This window comes from Pseudomonas oryzihabitans (assembly GCF_007665395.1).
Classification (GTDB): Bacteria; Pseudomonadota; Gammaproteobacteria; order Pseudomonadales; family Pseudomonadaceae; genus Chryseomonas; species Chryseomonas psychrotolerans_C.
In genome coordinates this window covers 135,393-153,376 of sequence record NZ_VDND01000006.1, presented here as the reverse complement: position 1 = coordinate 153,376, position 17,984 = coordinate 135,393, and the positions used below count along the sequence as shown (strand labels likewise).

20 protein-coding genes are annotated in these 17,984 nt (G+C 67.1%); 12 read left to right on the top strand and 8 right to left on the bottom strand.

The annotated features are described in order from the left end of the window. Positions 1–4: 4 nt before the first annotated feature. The 4 genes from FSV73_RS14365 to FSV73_RS14350 form a co-directional block, all read right to left on the bottom strand. A complete protein-coding gene (locus tag FSV73_RS14365; RefSeq protein WP_145008530.1) occupies positions 5–763 on the bottom strand; it encodes a uroporphyrinogen-III synthase in 759 nt (252 codons plus the stop codon). After that, positions 760–1,698 (bottom strand): hydroxymethylbilane synthase, encoded by a 939-nt coding sequence (gene hemC / locus FSV73_RS14360; protein ID WP_437179287.1) that lies wholly within the window; start codon positions 1,696–1,698, stop codon positions 760–762. Before hemC ends, FSV73_RS14365 begins: the two co-directional genes overlap by 4 nt. A 93-nt stretch (positions 1,699–1,791) precedes the next feature. Then, on the bottom strand, positions 1,792–2,538 hold the full coding sequence (locus FSV73_RS14355; protein ID WP_017639394.1) for a LytR/AlgR family response regulator transcription factor: 747 nt from the start codon (positions 2,536–2,538) through the stop codon (positions 1,792–1,794). A gap of 4 nt (positions 2,539–2,542) precedes the next feature. Beyond that, a complete protein-coding gene (locus tag FSV73_RS14350) occupies positions 2,543–3,619 on the bottom strand; it encodes a sensor histidine kinase (RefSeq protein ID WP_145008528.1) in 1,077 nt (358 codons plus the stop codon). A gap of 128 nt (positions 3,620–3,747) precedes the next feature. Here FSV73_RS14350 and argH point away from each other — a divergent pair, with 128 nt between their 5' ends. The 3 genes from argH to FSV73_RS14335 all read left to right on the top strand — a co-directional run bounded on the left by argH (position 3,748) and on the right by FSV73_RS14335 (position 6,561). After that, positions 3,748–5,142, top strand: a complete 1,395-nt coding sequence (gene argH, locus FSV73_RS14345; protein ID WP_145008527.1) for an argininosuccinate lyase — start codon at positions 3,748–3,750, stop codon at positions 5,140–5,142. Between the two features lies 1 nt (position 5,143). Further along, positions 5,144–5,695, top strand: coding sequence for an AAA family ATPase (locus FSV73_RS14340; RefSeq protein WP_145008526.1), 552 nt, complete (start codon positions 5,144–5,146; stop codon positions 5,693–5,695). Between the two features lie 101 nt (positions 5,696–5,796). Continuing rightward, on the top strand, positions 5,797–6,561 hold the full coding sequence (locus FSV73_RS14335) for an endo alpha-1,4 polygalactosaminidase (protein WP_260856086.1): 765 nt from the start codon (positions 5,797–5,799) through the stop codon (positions 6,559–6,561). Between the two features lie 8 nt (positions 6,562–6,569). On the opposite strand, the gene FSV73_RS14330 is transcribed toward FSV73_RS14335, so the two are convergent. Both FSV73_RS14330 and FSV73_RS14325 read right to left on the bottom strand, forming a co-directional pair. Continuing rightward, the gene (locus FSV73_RS14330; RefSeq protein ID WP_145008525.1) at positions 6,570–7,445 is read right to left on the bottom strand and encodes an NAD(P)-dependent oxidoreductase; all 876 of its coding nucleotides are present in this window, start codon (positions 7,443–7,445) and stop codon (positions 6,570–6,572) included. A 36-nt stretch (positions 7,446–7,481) separates the two neighbouring features. Further along, on the bottom strand, positions 7,482–8,468 hold the full coding sequence (locus FSV73_RS14325) for a magnesium transporter CorA family protein (protein ID WP_145008524.1): 987 nt from the start codon (positions 8,466–8,468) through the stop codon (positions 7,482–7,484). A 55-nt stretch (positions 8,469–8,523) separates the two neighbouring features. Between FSV73_RS14325 and FSV73_RS14320 the strand changes: the two genes are divergently transcribed. Next, a complete protein-coding gene (locus FSV73_RS14320; RefSeq protein WP_145008523.1) occupies positions 8,524–8,802 on the top strand; it encodes a hypothetical protein in 279 nt (92 codons plus the stop codon). On the opposite strand, the gene rnk is transcribed toward FSV73_RS14320, so the two are convergent. Both rnk and cyaY read right to left on the bottom strand, forming a co-directional pair. Beyond that, positions 8,799–9,176 carry a nucleoside diphosphate kinase regulator gene (gene rnk, locus FSV73_RS14315; protein WP_145008522.1) on the bottom strand — a complete coding sequence of 126 codons (378 nt, stop codon included), beginning with the start codon at positions 9,174–9,176 and terminating at the stop codon, positions 8,799–8,801. The genes FSV73_RS14320 and rnk overlap by 4 nt on opposite strands. 190 nt (positions 9,177–9,366) lie before the next feature. Then, entirely contained in the window at positions 9,367–9,696 is a 330-nt protein-coding gene (gene cyaY, locus FSV73_RS14310; RefSeq protein ID WP_145008521.1) for an iron donor protein CyaY, read from the bottom strand. A gap of 171 nt (positions 9,697–9,867) precedes the next feature. Between cyaY and lptM the strand changes: the two genes are divergently transcribed. The 8 genes from lptM (at position 9,868) to FSV73_RS14270 (ending at position 17,975) form a co-directional block, all read left to right on the top strand. Beyond that, complete coding sequence (gene lptM, locus FSV73_RS14305) at positions 9,868–9,993, top strand: LPS translocon maturation chaperone LptM (protein ID WP_007161378.1); 126 nt, start codon at positions 9,868–9,870, stop codon at positions 9,991–9,993. Between the two features lie 9 nt (positions 9,994–10,002). Next, positions 10,003–11,250 (top strand): diaminopimelate decarboxylase, encoded by a 1,248-nt coding sequence (gene lysA, locus FSV73_RS14300; RefSeq protein ID WP_145008520.1) that lies wholly within the window; start codon positions 10,003–10,005, stop codon positions 11,248–11,250. Positions 11,251–11,262: 12 nt separating this feature from the next. After that, the gene (gene dapF / locus FSV73_RS14295; RefSeq protein ID WP_145008519.1) at positions 11,263–12,093 is read left to right on the top strand and encodes a diaminopimelate epimerase; all 831 of its coding nucleotides are present in this window, start codon (positions 11,263–11,265) and stop codon (positions 12,091–12,093) included. After that, positions 12,090–12,776 carry a DUF484 family protein gene (locus FSV73_RS14290; protein WP_145008518.1) on the top strand — a complete coding sequence of 229 codons (687 nt, stop codon included), beginning with the start codon at positions 12,090–12,092 and terminating at the stop codon, positions 12,774–12,776. Before dapF ends, FSV73_RS14290 begins: the two co-directional genes overlap by 4 nt. 15 nt (positions 12,777–12,791) lie before the next feature. Beyond that, positions 12,792–13,685: a tyrosine recombinase XerC gene (xerC, locus tag FSV73_RS14285; protein WP_145008517.1), complete on the top strand. Its 894-nt coding sequence runs from the start codon at positions 12,792–12,794 to the stop codon at positions 13,683–13,685. Further along, a complete protein-coding gene (locus FSV73_RS14280; protein WP_145008516.1) occupies positions 13,682–14,392 on the top strand; it encodes an HAD family hydrolase in 711 nt (236 codons plus the stop codon). Before xerC ends, FSV73_RS14280 begins: the two co-directional genes overlap by 4 nt. A 986-nt stretch (positions 14,393–15,378) precedes the next feature. Further along, the gene (locus FSV73_RS14275; protein ID WP_145008515.1) at positions 15,379–16,758 is read left to right on the top strand and encodes a pyridine nucleotide-disulfide oxidoreductase; all 1,380 of its coding nucleotides are present in this window, start codon (positions 15,379–15,381) and stop codon (positions 16,756–16,758) included. Between the two features lie 44 nt (positions 16,759–16,802). Beyond that, positions 16,803–17,975 carry a DegT/DnrJ/EryC1/StrS family aminotransferase gene (locus FSV73_RS14270; RefSeq protein ID WP_145008514.1) on the top strand — a complete coding sequence of 391 codons (1,173 nt, stop codon included), beginning with the start codon at positions 16,803–16,805 and terminating at the stop codon, positions 17,973–17,975. Positions 17,976–17,984 lie beyond the last annotated feature (9 nt).

The window sequence follows — 17,984 nt, the reverse complement described above, 5'->3', positions numbered from 1 at the left end:
AGGGTCAATCCGGATGGTGATGGGCTAGCGCGGCGGTCAAGGCACCGGCGCTGGCGCCCTGGCACTCGATCACGCGGTGACAACCGCTGGCGCGGGCCAGCTCGGCCACCCGGGCGCTGGGTACCAGCAGGGGATAACGGCGCAACTCGGGCCAATCCGCACCCGCACAGGCCTGCAGATGCGCGAAACCCTGCCCACTGCTGACCATGATGGCATTCAGGCGTTCCGCTGCCAGGGTCTCTAGGACCAGCCCTGCCGGGTAGTCCGGGCACTGGCGGCGATAGAGCTCGAGCACCTCGACCCGGGCACCCCGGGCGCCGAGGGTCTCGATCAGCAGGTCGCGACCGCCCTCGCCACGCAGCAGCAACACCTGCGGGCCGGGGCGTTGCAGGGCTGCGTCCAGGGCCGGCAGGGCCAACAGGCCCTCGCTGTCTTCGCGCTGGGGATGGTGCACCGCCAGGCCATAGTCTTCGAGTACGGCGGCCGTGGCCGCACCGACGGCGAACCACGCCTGCAGCGGCGGCTGCGGCCAGTAGCGATCCAGGGCAGCCAGCCCTAGGCGGGCAGCGGGCTTGCTGACCACCACGACGGCGGCATAGCGGTCGAGATCGAGCCAGAGGCTGCGCTGTTGCGGCGACTCATCCAGTGGCTGGATCGCCAGCAGCGGCAGGCTGGCGGTGGCGACGCCCGCCGCGGCCAGGGCCGCGGCGAGCGGTGGATTTTCTTCCGCCGGGCGGGTCAGCAGCAGCCGCCAGCCGCTCATGATTCGCCGGAGATCCCATAGACGGCGTCGAGGATGCCCTGGGCGCCCTGGGCCAGCAGCTCTTCGGCCACCGCCACGCCCAGCCCGGCCGGATCGTTCAGTGGACCGCGGGCCTCGGCGCGCAGCAGCAGGCCGCCGTCGGGCTGGCCGACCAGGCCGCGCAACCAGAGCAGTTCGCCTTCCTGCACCGCATAGCAGGCGATGGGTACCTGGCAACCGCCGTTGAGGCGCCGATTGAGCGCCCGTTCCGCGGCGACCCGGCGCTCGGTGTCGAAGTGGTGCAGGGGCTCGAGCAGGGCATGGACCTCGGCATCGTCGGTCCGGCACTCGATGCCCACGGCGCCCTGGCCACCCGCGGGCAGACTGTCCTCGACGGTGAGGGATTCGCGGATGCGGTCGGCGAAGCCCAGGCGGATCAGGCCGGCGGCGGCCAGGATGATGGCGTCGTAGTCGTCGGCATCGAGCTTGGCCAGGCGGGTGTTGACGTTGCCACGCAGGAAGCGGATCTCGAGATCCGGGCGCAGGGCCAGCAACTGGGCCTGGCGTCTCAGGCTGGAGGTGCCCACCACGCTGCCCCGGGGCAGGTCGGCGAGCCGGGCGTAGCGGTTGGAGACGAAGGCGTCACGGGGGTCTTCCCGCTCGCAGATGGCATAGAGCCCGAGGCCGGCCGGAAACTCCATGGGCACGTCCTTCATGGAGTGCACGGCGATGTCGGCACTGCCGTCGAGCAGGGCGTTTTCCAGTTCCTTGACGAACAGGCCCTTGCCGCCGATCTTGGCCAGCGGCGCGTCGAGCAGCTTGTCGCCACGACTGGTCATGGGCAGCAGGCTCACCCGCAATCCCGGATGCGCCGCTTCGAGGCGGGCTTTCACATAGTCGGCTTGCCACAGCGCCAGGGCACTCTGGCGCGTAGCGATACGAATTTCGCGGAGCATGGACATTACCGGCACGTCAGATTGCCGGCCATGATAGCAGGTCGACCGGCGCCCCTTCCTCGTCGCGCGCCGGTCGCCGCCCTGGAAACGCCGTCAGATGCTGTGCATCAGCCGGCGCACGCCGGCCACATGGCGGCGGCTGACGGTCAGGGCGTCGCCGTTCATGCCCTTGAGGAACAGCTGGAAGTGGCCCAGGGGCGTGCGTTGCAGCCGCTCGATGCGCTCGCGGGAGACCAGCGCATTGCGGTGGATGCGCACGAAGCGCTCGCCGAATTCGTCTTCCAGTGCCTTGAGCGGCTCGTCCAGCAGCACCTCGCCACCGGAGTGTCTCAGGGTCACGTACTTGTGGTCGGCGATGAAGTAGACCACGTCGTCCAGCGGGATCAGCTCGATGCCCTTGCGGGTGCGCGCGCTGATGTGGCTGCGCGGGCCAGGACCACCACTCGCCGGCGGCTTGGTCAGGGCGGCCAGCTGCATGCGATTCGGCCGCTGCGCCTTACCCAGGGCCGCGGCCAGGTCTTCCTGGCGCACCGGCTTGACCAGGTAGCCCACGGCGCTGACCTGGAAGGCGTCGAGCGCGTACTCGTCGTGGGCGGTGACGAAGATCACTGCCGGCGGTGACTCCCGCTCGCAGAGCCGCGCCGCCACCTGCAGACCGTCCAGACCCGGCATGCGGATGTCGAGCAGGACGATATCGGGCTTGAGGTTTTCAACCAAAGCGAGGGCTTCCTCACCGTTGGTGGCTGTTGGCTCCAGGGCGGTATAACCGTCCAGTTGCCCCACCAGACGGGCCAGACGCTCGCGCGCCAAGGGTTCGTCATCGACGATCAGGACATTCATAAGCTCAGGCTTCCCGCATGAGTCGCTCGCATGGATAGCGAAGAGACGTTGTATGCCGCTGGTCGCGGCGTTCGATTTTGAGACTCGCAGCTGGTCCGAAAAGTGCCGTTAATCGCGCTTCGATATTGCTCAAAGCTTGACGAGTGCCCTTGGGGGGGCGCGGCTGCTGCTCTACCTCCGGGTCGTAGGGGTTGCTGATGACCAGTTCGAACACCCCGTCGCGGTAGGTCGCGTAGATGGTCACCAGGCCACCTTCGATACGCGGCGCGACGCCGTAGATCAGGGCATTCTCCAGGAGCGGCTGCAGCGTCAGCTGGGGAATCGGCAGGTCGGCCGGCACCCCGTCGACGTCCCACTGCAGCTGCAGGCGATCGCCCAGGCGCAGGCGTTCGATCTCCAGGTAACGACGCGACAGCTCCAGCTCCTCGGACCAGCGCACCTTGGTGCCGGGCTGGGCGAGGCTGGCGCGGAACAGCGCCGACAGGTCCAGCACCGCGCGCTCGGCCTTGTCGGCGTCCAGGGCGACCAGGCTGGCGATGCTGTTGAGGCTGTTGAACAGGAAGTGCGGCCGGATACGTGCCTGCAGCGACTCGATGCGCGCCTGCAACTCGGCCTGCTGCTGGCGTCGCCACTGGCTTTGCAGCCAGAAATACCTCAGCAGCAGCATCGACATGATCAGGGCGATCAGCGCATGCCGCATGTACAGCCGCACCTCGCCCACCCGCTGCAGCGGCCCGGCCAGCTGCAGCCAGTCGGCCACCAGGGTGCAGCAAAGCGTGAGCGCCACCACGATGGCGCAGCAGAAGCCGCCGGCCACCACCGGGCGATGACGCGCGAGCCAGGGCCGCAGGCGACAGAGCAGCGCCGCCGACAGCAGCACGATCCACTGCACGAACAAGGACACCAGCGCCAGGCGGATCCAGTTGAACTGCAGGGTGAAGGGTTCGGCCAGCACCAGCACCAGGACCAGCAGCTCAGCGAGGACCACCAGCACGAGCAGGGCCTCCGGCTCGCAGAGCGCCGGGACGAAGAAGTCGTCGACCTTGACCGGTCGGGGGGTTTTGCGACGTTCGAGTATCATGAAGGCAGTGTGGGTCAGATGCCATTCGTCGGCAAGTCGCCGGTAGCGAGGCGGGCCCGGGCCGGGCCAAGGCTGCTATCATCGCCCTCCTCTCTCTTTTCTCGACAAGCCCAGCAGCAGGCCGATCCATGAGCAGCGAAAAAACCAACCAGTCCTGGGGCGGACGCTTCAGCGAACCCGTCGACGCCTTCGTCGCCCGTTTCACCGCCTCGGTGGATTTCGACAAGCGCCTCTACCGCCACGACATCCTCGGCAGCCAGGCGCATGCCCGCATGCTGACCGAGGCCGGCGTGCTCAGCGAAGCCGAGCGCGATGCCATCGTCGCCGGGCTGGACGAGATCCGCGGCGAGATCGAGGCCGGCACCTTCGAGTGGCGCGTCGACCTGGAAGACGTGCACATGAACATCGAGGCGCGCCTGACCGAGCGCCTGGGCGTGGTCGGCAAGAAGCTGCACACCGGCCGCAGCCGCAACGACCAGGTGGCCACCGACATCCGCCTCTGGCTGCGCGACGAGATCGACGCCATCCTCGCCGAGCTGAATCGCCTGCAGGAGGGCCTGTTGCAACTGGCCGAGGCCGAAGCCGACACCATCATGCCCGGCTTCACCCACCTGCAGACCGCCCAGCCGGTGACCTTCGGCCACCACCTGTTGGCCTGGTTCGAGATGCTCTCCCGCGACCACGAGCGCCTGGTCGACTGCCGCAAGCGCGTCAACCGCATGCCCCTGGGCAGCGCCGCCCTGGCCGGCACCACCTACCCCATCCAGCGCCAGGTCACCTGCGAGCTGCTGGGCTTCGAAGCCATCGGCGGCAATTCCCTGGACGGCGTCTCGGATCGCGACTTCGCCATCGAATTCTGCGCCGCGGCCTCCCTGGCGATGATGCACCTGTCGCGCTTTTCCGAAGAGCTGGTGCTCTGGACCAGCGCCCAGTTCCAGTTCATCGACCTGCCCGACCGCTTCTGCACCGGCTCCTCGATCATGCCGCAGAAGAAGAATCCCGACGTGCCCGAACTGGTGCGCGGCAAGACCGGCCGGGTGTTCGGCGCCCTCACCGGCCTGCTGACCCTGATGAAGGGCCAGCCGCTGGCCTACAACAAGGACAACCAGGAAGACAAGGAACCGCTGTTCGACGCCGCCGACACCCTGCGCGACTCCCTGCGCGCCTTCGCCGACATGGTGCCGGCCATCAAGCCCAGGCGCGAGATCATGCGCGAAGCGGCTCGCCGCGGTTTCTCCACCGCCACCGACCTCGCCGACTACCTGGTGCGCAAGGGCCTGCCCTTCCGCGATTGCCACGAGATCGTCGGCCATGCGGTGAAGTACGGTGTGGACAGCGGCAAGGACCTGGCCGAGATGAGCCTGGACGAACTGCGTCGCTTCAGCGACCAGATCGAGCAGGACGTCTTCGCCGTCCTCACCCTCGAAGGCTCGGTCAACGCCCGCGACCATATCGGCGGCACCGCGCCGGCCCAGGTCCGCGCCGCCGTGGCCCGTGGTCGCGACCTGCTGGCCCAGCGCTAGGATGCCTCCCGCTCCTCCCGGCCGCCGCATCTCCGTGGTCGGCTGCGCGGGAGCGGGCAAGACCACCCTGGCGCGGGAGCTCGCCCGGCGCCTGGGCTACCGGCACATCGAACTGGACGGCCTCTACCACCAGCCGGACTGGCAGCCCCTGCCCGAGGACGAATTTCGCCAGGCGGGCGCCACCGCCCTCGGCGGGGATGACTGGATCGTCGACGGCAACTATTCGGTGGTGCGCCCCACCATCCTGGCGCGCGCCGACCTGGTGATCTGGCTGGATTTGCCCAGGCCACTGATCATGCGCCAGCTCGTCCTGCGCACCCTGCGTCGCCGCCTGACCCGCCAGACCCTCTGGAACGGCAACCGCGAACGCTGGAGCAACCTGCTGAGCCTCAGACCGGAAAAGTCCGTGATCGCCTGGGCCTGGACACGCCATGCCGTTCATCGGCAGCGCTACCTGACGGAAATGCAGGCCGCACCGCCCGAACGGCGCCATGTCCGGCTGCGATCCGTCTACGACAGGGATCTCTGGCTGGACACCCTGGCGCCGCGCTGAGCGGCTGCCGACCGGGCGCCGATAGGTACGACGACTGGCACTCATGCCCTGGGCAAGTCAGCCGATACTGAGGGCTTGACCAGCCGTCCGAGTCAAGTCTCATGCGCCTTTCAGCCTGTTCCCTCCTGCTTTGCGGGATGTTCGCCGCCGCCTCCAGCCAGGCGGCCCTGCCCGCATCGCTGCCCCAGACCCTCACCTGGCATGTCCAGCTGAACGGCGTGCTGCAGAAACCCAATCGCACCCTCTACGACATCGATCTCTACGACAACAGCAAGGCGGTGATCGCCAACCTGAAGGGCAACGGGAAGACGGTGATCTGCTACTTCAGCGCCGGTACCTGGGAAGACTGGCGACCCGATGCCGCCCTCTATTCCAAGGCCGCCCTGGGCAAGGCGCTGGACGCCTGGCCGGGCGAGCGCTGGCTGGACATCCGCCGCGCCGACGTCCGCACCCTGCTGGCCAAGCGCCTGGACCTGGCCGTGCAGAAGGGTTGCCACGGCGTCGACCCGGACAACGTCGATGGCTATTCCAACCCCAACGGCCTCAAGCTGACCAAGGCCCAGCAACTGGACTTCCTCAACTGGCTGGCCGACGAGGCGCACAAGCGCAGTCTGCTGGTGGGCCTGAAGAACGCCGTGGACCTGGTACCCAGCCTCTACCCGAAGTTCGACTTCGCGATCAACGAGAGCTGCTACGACTACGCCGAGTGCAATGCCTACAGCTACTTCCGTACCCAGAAGAAGCCGGTGATGATCATCGACTACGGCCTCTACAGCACCAAGCGCTGCAGCCAGGCCAAGACTTCGGGCTACAACCTGCAGTTCTATCCGCTATCGCTGGCGGCGCTGGGCACCGCCTGCAAGTAGCGCGGCGCTCAGTCGAGGCCGGCCTTCTTGTGCGACCTCTGCCCCAGCGCCACCCAGTCCAGATCGCCTTCGCCCTGGGCGACGGCCTCCAGCAGGTTGTCCCTTAGGACGCTGGCGAAGGGTAGCGGTACCGCCTTTTCCTGCCCGGCCGCCAGTGCCAGGCCGACGTCCTTGAGGCCCAGACTGAGCTTGAAGGCGGCGGGCGAGAACTTTCGCTCGGTCAGCAGGCGACCGTAGTTCTGGTAGACCGGCGCGGCGAACAGGGTGCTGGTGAGGATGTCCAGCAGCGCCGCCGGCTCCACCCCATAGCTGCGCGCCAGGGCGGTGCTCTCGCCCATGGTCTCGATGGCGCTGGCGATCATGAAGTTGCCGGCGATCTTCACCACATTGGCCTGCCGCGGCTCCGTGCCCACCGGCCAGGTCTTGCGGCCCAGCACATCGAGCAGTGGCTGGACCCGCGCGATCGCCTCAGGATCCCCTGCCACCACGATGTTGAGCTGGCCACTGGCGGCCACGTCGGTGCGCCCGAACACCGGCGCCGCCACATAGCCCACGCCGGCTTCGGCATGGCGCGCGACCAGTTCGTCGACCAGGGCCACCGACAGGGTGGCCATGCTGACGTGGATCAGCCCGGTACGTGCGCCCTGCAGGGCGCCGCTGTCGAGGATCACCGCGCGGGTGGCGGCGTCATTGGCCAGGATGCTGAACACCACCTCCACGTCGAAGGCCTCCGCCGGCGTGGCCGCCGCGCGGGCGCCCTGCGCGACCAGGGCCTGGACCGGCTCCTGGGAGCGATTCCAGACCACCACCTCATGACCGGCCTTGAGCAGATTGGCGGCCATACCCTGGCCCATGCCGCCCAGGCCGATGAATCCGATACGCATAGCTATGCCTCCTCGAGGAGCGATGGATGCTGCCGGCTACAGCCAGCGGCGAAATTTGAACCAGGCATAGGGGATCAGCGCCGACACCACCATGGCGCCCAGCGCCAGGGGATAGCCGAAATGCCAGTCCAGCTCGGGCATGACCTTGAAGTTCATCCCGTAGATGGTGCCCACCAGGGTCGGCGGCAGGAACAGCACCGAGGCGATGGTGAACACCTTGACGATGTTGTTCTGCTCCACGCTGATCAGGCCCAGGGTAGCGTCGAGCAGGAAGCCGATCTCGCCGTTCATCTTGGCCTGGTAGTCGCTGAGCGAGCGCACGTCGCGCTCCAGGGTCTTGAACCAGGTCTTGGCCGTGCCGGAGATCCAGGTGGCGCCGGCGCGGCGCAGGTAGGAAACGATCCGGTTGATGCCCAGCAGGCTCTCGCTGAGCTGGGCCAGCAGCTGGTTGCTGCGCCCCAGCTGCTTGACGATGGACTGCAGGTCGGTCTTCGGCTGCTGCTTGGCCTGCTGCGGATCGAGGGGCTCGCGGAACACCGCCTTGGCCAGCCGGTTGAGATGCGCCTGGACCGATTCGAGGATGTCGGCCACCCGGTCCACCAGGCTGTCCAGCAGCGAGGCGAAGATGACATCGCTGCGACAGTGCTGGCTCGCCTGCTGCTGGGCCTTGCCAAGAAAGGCCTTGAACGCCGCCAGTTCGGCGTAGCGCACCGTCACCAGCCAGTCGGGGGTCAGCACGAAGTTGACCACCGAGGCCTGCGGCTGGTGCTCGCTGAAGCCACTGACCACCGTGGTGGTGAGGTGCAGCGCCTGGTCGGTCTGGTAGAGTCGCGAGGACTCCTCGATCTCGGCGATCTCTTCCCGGGTGGGGATGTCCATCGCCAGGGCCTGTTCCAGATAGCGCTCCTCCGCCTCGCTGGGGTCGAGCAGGTCGACCCAGAGCAGGTCTTCCGGCAGGGGGTCCCCCGGCGACAGCGGCTGCGCGACCAGCTCGTTGGCGGACAGGCGATAGCAGGTGATCATTCCGAAGACTCCAGGCCAGAATCAGGGGTCGCACTGTAACAAAAGGTATCCAGACATGATTGACCACGCCGATGACGAAGAATCCTTCGTGTCCTCCCATCTAATCGAAGCGGTGGAGAACCAGCTGGCCGCGGGCGAGCCCGCCTATGTCCAGGCCGTGCTCAACAAGCTGACCCTGGTTGGCTACGACCGCGAGGACGCGGTGCTGCTCATGGCCCAGGCGCTGGCGTATGAAATCGACGTCATGCTGGCCGCCGATCGTCCCTTCGATAGCGCCCACTACGAACAGCTGCTGCGCGCCCTGCCGGAGCTGCCGGAAGCCACCGAGGACTAGGCCGGCTCCAGTGCCAGCAGCTCCACCTGCTGTTCCTTGCCGCCGGGCACCGGCCAGCTGAGCCGCTCGCCCGGCGTCGCGCCGAGCAGGGCACTGCCCGCCGGCGCCAGCACCGAGATACGGCCCGTCGCGCCGGCGTCTTCGGGATAGACCAGCACCACCTGGTATTCCTTGCCGGTAGCGGTCTCGCGACAGCGTACCCGCGAATTCATGGTGACCACGGCACCGACCTCGTCGGGCGCCACCACCCGCGCGCGGGCCAGTTCCTGGTCGAGCGCCTCGGCCACGGGTCCGAATTCGGGCAGGTCGTCGAGCAGCCGTTCGAGGCGCGGCAGATCGGCAGCGGAAACGGTGATGGGCAATGCATGGCGCATGGCGGACTCCTGGAAACGAGACGATGCGGCCCCCGCCGCTGAGCGCGGTGGACCATCGGGATGACGGGCGGCGAGCGCCCGGAGGGAAGCCGCAACGGCGCGGCAAAAGAAAACGGCGCTCGAAAGGCGCCGTCAGGTCACGCTAGCACAGGGGTCGCGGCAGCGGTCAAGCCACGCCGACCACAGGTCGCTACAACCCGGGAAAGGCCACGCTCTCGCCGGCCTGCTCCAGGGTCACCCGCACCAGCAGGGCGCCGAGGGTCTCCGGCGAGCTGTCGCAGACCCAGTGCTGGCCGTCCCAATCGAAGTGGTAGCCACCCGAGCGCGCCGCCACCCAGAGCTGTACCAGCGGCGGCTGGCGACTGAGGATCACCTGGCTGCCGTTGTCGAACTTGACCGTCAGCACGCCGCCAGCGTTTTCCAGGTCGAGGTCCAGGCCGCTGTCGTCGTAGGCGTCCTCCACCTGGCGCTGGGTCTGGTCGACGAGGTGATGGAATTGCGCTTCGCTGAGCCGGCTCATGAGGATCCTCGAAAGAAGGGAAAGAATCGCCGCACGGTAGCCGGCCGCCCAGATGGCGTCCAGTCGTGGCTTTCGGCGGCGCGGGCGCGGCAGCCCAAGCGGGCGTGTCAAAGAGCCGTGCAACCCCGTTATACTCGGGGCAATATCATCTTTTCGTATAGGTTTAGCGTCATGAAGCGCCTCTCCCTCCTCTTCATCGCCTGTGCCTGCCTGCTGGCTGGTTGCGGTCAGAAAGGCCCGCTGTACCTGCCCGACGACCAGAAGGCCGCCAAAGAACATCGCCACGACGTGTTCTAAGGAGCCCCCATGGAAGTCTTCGCTGTCCGTGCAGGTGAACTGCACGCGGAAGGGGTGTCCCTGAGCGCCGTGGCGCAGCAGTTCGGCACCCCCACCTACGTCTATTCCCGGGCCCACATCGAGGGCCAGTACCGCGCCTATACCGATGCGCTGGCCGGTCTGTCGCACCTGGTCTGCTTCGCCGTCAAGGCCAACTCCAACCTCGGCGTGCTCAACGCCCTGGCACGCCTGGGCGCCGGCTTCGACATCGTCTCCCGCGGCGAGCTGGAGCGGGTGCTAGCCGCCGGTGGCGATCCGCACAAGGTGGTGTTCTCCGGGGTCGGCAAAACCCGCGACGACATGCGCCGTGCCCTGGAAGTGGGCGTGCACTGCTTCAACGTCGAATCCACCGACGAACTGGAGCGGCTGCAGCAGGTGGCCGCCGAGCTGGGCGTGGTCGCGCCGATCTCGTTGCGGGTCAATCCCGACGTCGACGCCGGTACCCATCCCTACATCTCCACCGGTCTCAAGGAAAACAAGTTCGGCATCGACATCGCCGACGCCGAGGCGGTCTACGCCCGCGCCGCCGAGTTGCCGAATCTGGACATCCTCGGGGTGGACTGCCACATCGGCTCCCAGCTCACCAGCCTGCCGCCCTTCCTCGATGCCCTCGACCGCCTGCTGGCGCTGATCGACCGCCTCGCCGAGCGCGGCATCGTGCTGCGCCACCTGGACCTCGGCGGTGGCTTGGGCGTGCGCTATCGCGACGAGCAGCCGCCGTTGGCCGGCGACTACATCCAGGCCATCCGCGAACGTATCGAGGGTCGCTCGCTGACGCTGGTGTTCGAGCCCGGTCGCTTCATCGTGGCCAACGCCGGGGTGCTGCTGACCCGCGTGGAATACCTCAAGCACACCGCGCACAAGGACTTCGCCATCGTCGACGCGGCGATGAACGACCTCATCCGCCCGGCGCTGTACCAGGCCTGGATGGCGGTGGAGCCGGTCGCCGCGCGCCAGGGCGAGGCCCGCCGCTACGACCTGGTCGGTCCCATCTGCGAGACCGGCGACTTCCTCGCCAAGGATCGCGAGCTGGTGCTGGCCGAGGGCGACCTGCTGGCCATCCGCTCCGCCGGGGCCTATGGCTTCACCATGAGTTCCAACTACAACACCCGTGGCCGCGCGGCCGAGGTGATGGTGGATGGCGACCAGGCCCACCTGGTCCGTCGGCGCGAAACGCTGGAAGAACTCTTCGCGGGCGAAAGCCGGCTGCCGGCCTGAGGGGAGCGCTCCATGCAACTGCGCTTCACCAAGATGCACGGGCTGGGCAACGACTTCATGGTCCTTGACCTGATCAGCCAGCACGCGCACATCCAGCCCAAGCACGTCCGCCAGTGGGGCGACAGGAACACCGGCATCGGCTTCGACCAGTTGCTGATCGTCGAGACGCCCGGCACCCCGGACGTGGACTTTCGCTACAGGATCTTCAACGCCGATGGCTCCGAGGTCGAGCAGTGCGGCAATGGCGCCCGCTGCTTCGCCCGCTTCGTCTTCGACAAGCGCCTGACGGTGAAGAAGCAGATCCGCGTCGAGACCAAGGGCGGCATCATCGAGCTGCTGCTCAAGGGCGATGGCCAGGTCCGCGTCGACATGGGCGCGCCGCGCCTGCAGGCGAGCGAGATCCCCTTCGTCGCCGAGGCGGAGGCCCTGAGCCATGCCGTGCAGGTCGATGATCACATTGTGGAACTGTCAGTGGTCTCCATGGGCAATCCCCACGGGGTGCTACGGGTGGCCGACGTCGACCAGGCGCCGGTGCTCACCCTGGGGCCCAAGCTGGAATGCCACCCGCGCTTTCCGCAAAAGGCCAACATCGGCTTCCTGCAGATCATCGACGCCCAGCGCGCCCGCCTGCGGGTCTGGGAGCGCGGCGTGGGCGAGACCCGCGCCTGCGGTACCGGTGCCTGCGCCGCGGCGGTGGCCGGTATCCGCCAGGGTTGGCTGAAATCGCCGGTCAGCATCGAGTTGCCCGGCGGCCTGCTCAACATCGAGTGGGACGGCGTCGGCCAGCCGGTGCTCATGACCGGCCCGGCCACCCGGGTCTACGAGGGGCAGGTACGCGTATGAGCGACACTCCCGAACTGACCCCGGACCAGGTGGCCGACTGGCTGCTGGACCATCCGCACTTCTTCGCCGACCGCGAGGAGCTGCTGGCGGAAATGCGCGTGCCCCACCAGCGGGGTACCGCCATTTCCCTGGTCGAACGCCAGCTCGGCCTGCTGCGTGATCGCAACGGCGAGATGCGCCACCGCCTGACCCACCTGATGGACGTGGCGCGGGACAACGACCGGCTGTTCGACAAGACCCGCCGGCTGATCATCGGCCTGCTGGACGCCAACAGCCTCGAAGAGGTGATAGGCACCGTCGAAGACAGCCTGCGCCATGAATTCAAGGTGCCCTACGTCGGCCTCATCCTGTTCCACGAGCACCCCCTGCCGGTCGGCCGCAGCGTCACCCCGGCCGAGGCGCAAAAGGTCATCGGCGGCCTGCTGGGCGGCGAGAAGACCACCAGCGGCGTGCTGCGCGCCCACGAACTGGCCTTCCTGTTCGGCGACTCGGCCAAGGAGGAAGTCGGCTCCGCCGCCGTCGCCGCCCTCTCCCACCAGGGCCTGCATGGCGTCCTGGCGATCGGCAGCCCCGATCCCCAGCACTACCGCAGCAGCCTGGGTACCCTGTTCCTGAGCCACGTGGCGGAAGTCCTGGCGCGGGTCCTGCCGCGCTTCCCCGTTCCCCTGCGCACGGTGCGCTGAGCCGAGGAGCGGAGCATGCAGGTCCAGCTCGACGCCTATCTCGATCACCTGCGCCTGGAGCGCCAGGTCTCGCCCCATACCCTCGACGGCTATCGCCGCGACTTGCGCAAGCTGCTGGCCTTCGCCGAAGCCGAGGGCCTGGCCGCCTGGGGTGGCCTCGATGGACGTCGACTACGCGCCCTGATCGCCCAGCTGCACCGGGCCGGCGCCTCCAGTCGCAGCCTGGCGCGACTGCTCTCGGCCTGTCGGGGCTTCTACCTCTACCTGATCCGCGAGGGTCATTGCAGCCAGGACCCGGCCCATGGCCTCTCGCCGCCCAAGGCGCAGAAGCCGCTACCCAAGGTGCTCGACGTCGACAGATCCATGCAGCTGCTCGACGGCGCCGTGGAGGACGACTTCCTCGCCCTGCGCGACCAGGCCCTGCTGGAGCTGTTCTACAGTTCGGGGCTGCGGCTGTCCGAGCTGGTGGGGCTGGACCTGGGCGATGTGGATCTGGCCCAGGGCCTGGTCCAGGTGCGCGGCAAGGGCAACAAGGAGCGGGTGCTGCCCATCGGCAGCAAGGCCCGGGACGCCCTGGAGACCTGGCTGAAGGTCCGGATCCAGGCCGCACCCCGTGACGATGCCCTGTTCATCGGTCAGCGCGGTACGCGCCTGACGCCCCGCGCGGTACAGCTGCGGGTGCGCGAGGCCGGCGTGCGCGAACTGGGCCAGCACCTGCATCCGCACATGCTCAGGCACAGCTTCGCCAGCCACATGCTCAGCGCCTCCGGCGATCTGCGTGCCGTGCAGGAGCTGCTCGGCCATGCCGACATCGCCACCACCCAGATCTATACCCACCTGGATTTCGGCCAGCTCGCCGAGGTCTACGACAAAGCCCATCCCCGCGCCAAGCGCAAGGCCAGCCGATGACGATTCGCCTCGTGACCTTCGATCTCGACGATACCCTCTGGGACATCGCGCCCGTCATCCATTCCGCCGAGGCGCTGCTGCGCGACTGGTTCGCCGCCTCCGCGCCGCGGCTGGGCAGCGTGCCGGTCGAACACCTCTGGGCGATTCGCGACCGGCTGCTGCAGCAGGACGCCGGCCTCAAGCATCGCGTCAGCGAGATGCGCCGCCGCGTCATTCACCAGGCGCTGCTCGATGCCGGCTATGTCGAACCGGAGGCCGCCCAGCTGGCCGAGGCCGGCTTCGCGGTCTACCTGGCGGCGCGCCAGCAGGTCACCCTGTTCGAAGACGTCCACCCCACCCTGGAGAGGCTCGCCGACCGCTATGCCTTGGGCGTGCTGACCAATGGCAATGCGGATGTCCACACCATCGGCCTGGCCGACTATTTCCGCTTCGCCCTGAATGCCGAGCAGTTGGGCATCGGCAAGCCCGACCCCACGCCTTTCCGCGAGGCGCTGCGCCTCAGCGGAGTTCCCGCCGAGGCCACCGTGCACGTGGGTGACAACCCCGTGGACGACGTCCAGGGCGCCCAGCGCGCCGGCATCCGCGCCGTCTGGTACAACCCCCTGCGGCAACCCTGGCCGGGCCCTGGCCGGCCGGATGCGGACATCCGTGCCCTGAGCGAACTGCCAGACCTGCTCGCCGCCTGGTCGGCAGAGACGCCTAAATAAGTAATACTATATCCTCCGAGTTCGGCCTTCTCGCGCGGGCCGGTCGTCTTGCCGACCCGGCAATTCCGTTAACCAATCGCCAAATAACCCGTCACATTTGTCGCACTTAAGGACGGGCTCTTTGCGATGCCCTTCACTAAATTAAATCGGGCTACGCGGTTTTTTGCCAAGCACACCTCATTTACCTGGAGATTAGGGGTGAACCAGGCAGTTTCGCGCCGTCTCGTTCGACGAATTCCCGCGCCGGCCCTCGCGTTGACAGTCCAAATCCTTTTGACAATCATGGTTCCTGACTCGAAGTAGCGCTGGGATTGCGCGCTGAGTCTGCTGCCGTACAGGTCAGGGAAGACAGTCTTTTACCTCCCTCCTTTGCGTCTCGCCGATGGCTTCTCAAGTATCTGTCTTCTGCGTTGGCAGGTCTTGATATCGGTAATACAAGCCCTTCGTTCAATTAGTCCAGGTGTAAACCCGTGCGGTAGCCATGTCTGAAAAAGACCGGCTGCCTGGCAAGACACGGCAACCTGTGCGGTAGCCATGCCTGGCGCTGAACGAGGTGGCGATGGCCGTGCCAGCGCACGCTTGCGGGATCACAAGGATATCACCTGAATGGGATCGAAACGCTTCTTCTACTCCTCGCCAGCCCTGCCGGCATCCGGCGAACCGGCCCCGCCGCCCGCAACGGCTGGCCAGTCCGGTTACGTCGTGATGGTGCACGATCAATAACACTCGCGGTTCGAGCGGGTGCTCTTCAGCAAGATGGGAAACAACTGGGCGACCGTTCGCCACCTCACGGCGAAGTGTTGGCAATAACACTCGACCCTTGGCAACCAGAACTATCGCCGGTACTGACCGCCCTTCATCAGGCGGTCATTCAAGCAATAACGATAACAACCTTCAGCTTGCATCTTCGATTACTGCCGGGCACTGCGAAATCCAGCTTCAACAACGTCAATCGCGCTTCGATAGCGCACAGGGAGGATGGCCCGATGGCACGGAACGATCTATCGGAATCGACATTAGGATGTCTAATTGGCGGCGCAGGTCCGGCAGGCCTGGGATTTCTCTTCAATGCCATCAAGCGTGGCGCGGTGGAGCAACTGGCCCAGGCCGGCACCATCATCGTCGATGCCGGGACCGAGCTGGGCGCCGGCAAGCTCGGTGACTACCAGATCATCGCCAACTCGGTCAGCGACGTCTTCCTCGACTGCCTGCGCGACCCGTTGCTGGCGCCCATCCTGGCCCCGCTGCAGGCCTCGCCGACCTTTCGCCACCTGAAGCTGAACGCCCAGGAAGCGCCCGCGCTGCCCATCGTCGGCCAGCTCTTCCAGCAGGCCGCCGGCCTGGTGCTGCCCTGGCTCGAACGCCAGTACGGCATTCCCACCTGGCGCCAGACCCGCATCACCGAGGTGACCTGCGAAGGCTCGAGCTATGTGGTCTGGCTGGAACAGGCCGGCGCCATCCGCCGGGTGCGTACCTCCAGCCTGGTGCTCAACCTGGGCGGCAAGCAGACACGCCACAGCTTCGAGGAAAGCACCACGGCCCTGGGCCTGCAGCTGCCGCAGAGCGCCTCGATCGACAGCTCCGACAACCTGCTGCGCCTGCAACCCGAGGCCCTGCGCCAGCGCTATCGCAGCCGGCTCAAGGACGGCGGTCCGATCTGCGTGGTCGGCGGTTCCCACAGTGCCTTCTCGGCCCTGGACAACCTCGCCAGCGCCCTGCATCACGACGGCCTGCGCGAGTTGACGCTGGTCCATAGGTCGCCGATCCGGCTGTTCTACGAGACCGCCGCCGAGGCCCTGGCCGCCGGCTACGACTTCGATCCGCTGCAGGACATCTGCCCGATCTCCAAGCGGGTCAACCGCTCGGGCGGCCTGCGCTACCGGGCCCACGAGATCGGTCGCCAGGTGCTCGCCGGGCAGGGCATCGGCGGCACGCCGGTCAAGGTCAGGACCCTGCAGCTGGATGGCAGCGCCGAGCGACTCGCCAGTGCCCAGCAGCTGTTCGACAGCGCCGCCCTGCTGGTTCAGGGCCTGGGCTATCAACCCATAGTGCCCGAGCTGCGTTGCCAGGAGGGCCGGCCGCTGACGCTGCGCACCCTGCGCGGCGGCCTGGATTCCGACGCGGCCGGCTGCCCGCTGGACCAGCACGGCCAGCGCCTCAGGGGCCTGCACCTGTTCGGCCTGGGTTCGGGCCTGGCGGTGGATCCCCGACTGGGTAGCGAAGCGTCCTTTTCCGGGCGCATCTACGGGGTCTGGCAGTTCCACAACGATGCCAGTCGCGAGGCCCTCGACTCGGTGCTCGAACGCCTGGACAAGCCCGGCGCCGCCTTCCGGCAACCGGCCGACGCGGTCGTCGAACACGCTTGACCGAACCGACACGTATCAAGGACTCGATAAGCAGGTACCGGATCATGATCAATGTGACCAAGCCCTACCTTGGCGATAAGGAACGCTTCAAGGCGTATATCGACAAGATCTACGCCAACAACTGGATAACCAACCAAGGCCCTCTGCATGCCCAGCTCGAAGAGCGCCTGCGCGATTATCTGGGGGTCAGAAACATCATCCTGGTCAACAACGGTACCCTGGCCCTGCAGGTCGCCTATCGCGCCCTGGGCCTGACCGGCAGCGCCATCACCACGCCCTTCAGCTTCGTCGCCACCACCAGCACCCTGCACTGGGAAAGGATCCGGCCGATCTTCGCCGACATCCACCCGGAGACCTGGAACCTGGACCCGGCGAACGTCGAGGCGGTCATCGAGCCCGATACCTCGGCCATCGTCGCCACCCATGTGTTCGGCAATCCCTGCGATGTCCGCGGCCTGCAGCAGGTCGCCCAGCGCCACGGCCTGAAGGTCGTCTATGACGGCGCCCATGCCTTCGGCACCCTCTACGAAGGCCGCTCGGTGCTGCAATGGGGCGACATCACCACCGTCAGCTTCCACGCCACCAAGCTGTTCCACACCATCGAAGGCGGGGCGATCATCACCGAGGACGACGAGCTCGCCGAGCGCGTCCGCCGCATGATCAATTTCGGCATCGTCGACGCCGAGCGCATCGAGGGCGTCGGCATCAACGCCAAGCTCAACGAGATCTCCGCGGCCATGGGGCTGTGCATCCTCGACGAGCTGGAAGACATCCTGGCGCGCCGCGCCATTATCGGCCAGCAGTACGAAAGACGCCTGGAAGGCCAGTTCGACCTGCAACGCCCCACCTATGGCAGCCAGCTCAACTACAGCTACTTCCCGGTGGCCCTGCGCGACGAGTCGAACCTGCTGGAGGCGAAGAAGGCGCTGAACGCGGTCGGCATCAATCCGCGGCGCTATTTCTATCCGTCGCTGGAAACCCTGGACTACCTGCAGCCCCAGGCGATCAAGCCGGTCTCGCGCAAGCTGAGCCAGCGCATCCTCTGCGTGCCCATCTACCCGGACCTGCCCCAGGCGACCCAGGACCTGCTGCTCGACACCCTGCTGGCAACCCAGCAGAAGAAGACCAGCCTGGAAACCCTGCGGGCGCTCATCACGCCTGCCCAGTTGCTGCCGAGCTGGGATTTTCCCGGCGAATCCACCCCTGCTCTAACCTGACCCCTGGCC

Bases quoted from the DNA above. Each gene is read 5' to 3' on its own strand.
- lptM (WP_007161378.1), top strand. From the start codon at position 9,868: ATGAAGCGCCTCTCCCTCCTCTTCATCGCCTGTGCCTGCCTGCTGGCT.
- FSV73_RS14365 (WP_145008530.1), bottom strand. From the start codon at position 763: ATGAGCGGCTGGCGGCTGCTGCTGACCCGCCCGGCGGAAGAAAATCCA.
- FSV73_RS14320 (WP_145008523.1), top strand. From the start codon at position 8,524: ATGATTGACCACGCCGATGACGAAGAATCCTTCGTGTCCTCCCATCTA.
- lysA (WP_145008520.1), top strand. From the start codon at position 10,003: ATGGAAGTCTTCGCTGTCCGTGCAGGTGAACTGCACGCGGAAGGGGTG.
- xerC (WP_145008517.1), top strand. From the start codon at position 12,792: ATGCAGGTCCAGCTCGACGCCTATCTCGATCACCTGCGCCTGGAGCGC.
- FSV73_RS14350 (WP_145008528.1), bottom strand. From the start codon at position 3,619: ATGATACTCGAACGTCGCAAAACCCCCCGACCGGTCAAGGTCGACGAC.
- FSV73_RS14275 (WP_145008515.1), top strand. From the start codon at position 15,379: ATGGCACGGAACGATCTATCGGAATCGACATTAGGATGTCTAATTGGC.
- FSV73_RS14335 (WP_260856086.1), top strand. From the start codon at position 5,797: ATGCGCCTTTCAGCCTGTTCCCTCCTGCTTTGCGGGATGTTCGCCGCC.
- FSV73_RS14340 (WP_145008526.1), top strand. From the start codon at position 5,144: ATGCCTCCCGCTCCTCCCGGCCGCCGCATCTCCGTGGTCGGCTGCGCG.
- FSV73_RS14270 (WP_145008514.1), top strand. From the start codon at position 16,803: ATGATCAATGTGACCAAGCCCTACCTTGGCGATAAGGAACGCTTCAAG.
- FSV73_RS14290 (WP_145008518.1), top strand. From the start codon at position 12,090: ATGAGCGACACTCCCGAACTGACCCCGGACCAGGTGGCCGACTGGCTG.
- argH (WP_145008527.1), top strand. From the start codon at position 3,748: ATGAGCAGCGAAAAAACCAACCAGTCCTGGGGCGGACGCTTCAGCGAA.
- dapF (WP_145008519.1), top strand. From the start codon at position 11,263: ATGCAACTGCGCTTCACCAAGATGCACGGGCTGGGCAACGACTTCATG.
- rnk (WP_145008522.1), bottom strand. From the start codon at position 9,176: ATGCGCCATGCATTGCCCATCACCGTTTCCGCTGCCGATCTGCCGCGC.
- FSV73_RS14325 (WP_145008524.1), bottom strand. From the start codon at position 8,468: ATGATCACCTGCTATCGCCTGTCCGCCAACGAGCTGGTCGCGCAGCCG.
- FSV73_RS14280 (WP_145008516.1), top strand. From the start codon at position 13,682: ATGACGATTCGCCTCGTGACCTTCGATCTCGACGATACCCTCTGGGAC.
- hemC (WP_437179287.1), bottom strand. From the start codon at position 1,698: ATGCTCCGCGAAATTCGTATCGCTACGCGCCAGAGTGCCCTGGCGCTG.
- FSV73_RS14330 (WP_145008525.1), bottom strand. From the start codon at position 7,445: ATGCGTATCGGATTCATCGGCCTGGGCGGCATGGGCCAGGGTATGGCC.
- FSV73_RS14355 (WP_017639394.1), bottom strand. From the start codon at position 2,538: ATGAATGTCCTGATCGTCGATGACGAACCCTTGGCGCGCGAGCGTCTG.
- cyaY (WP_145008521.1), bottom strand. From the start codon at position 9,696: ATGAGCCGGCTCAGCGAAGCGCAATTCCATCACCTCGTCGACCAGACC.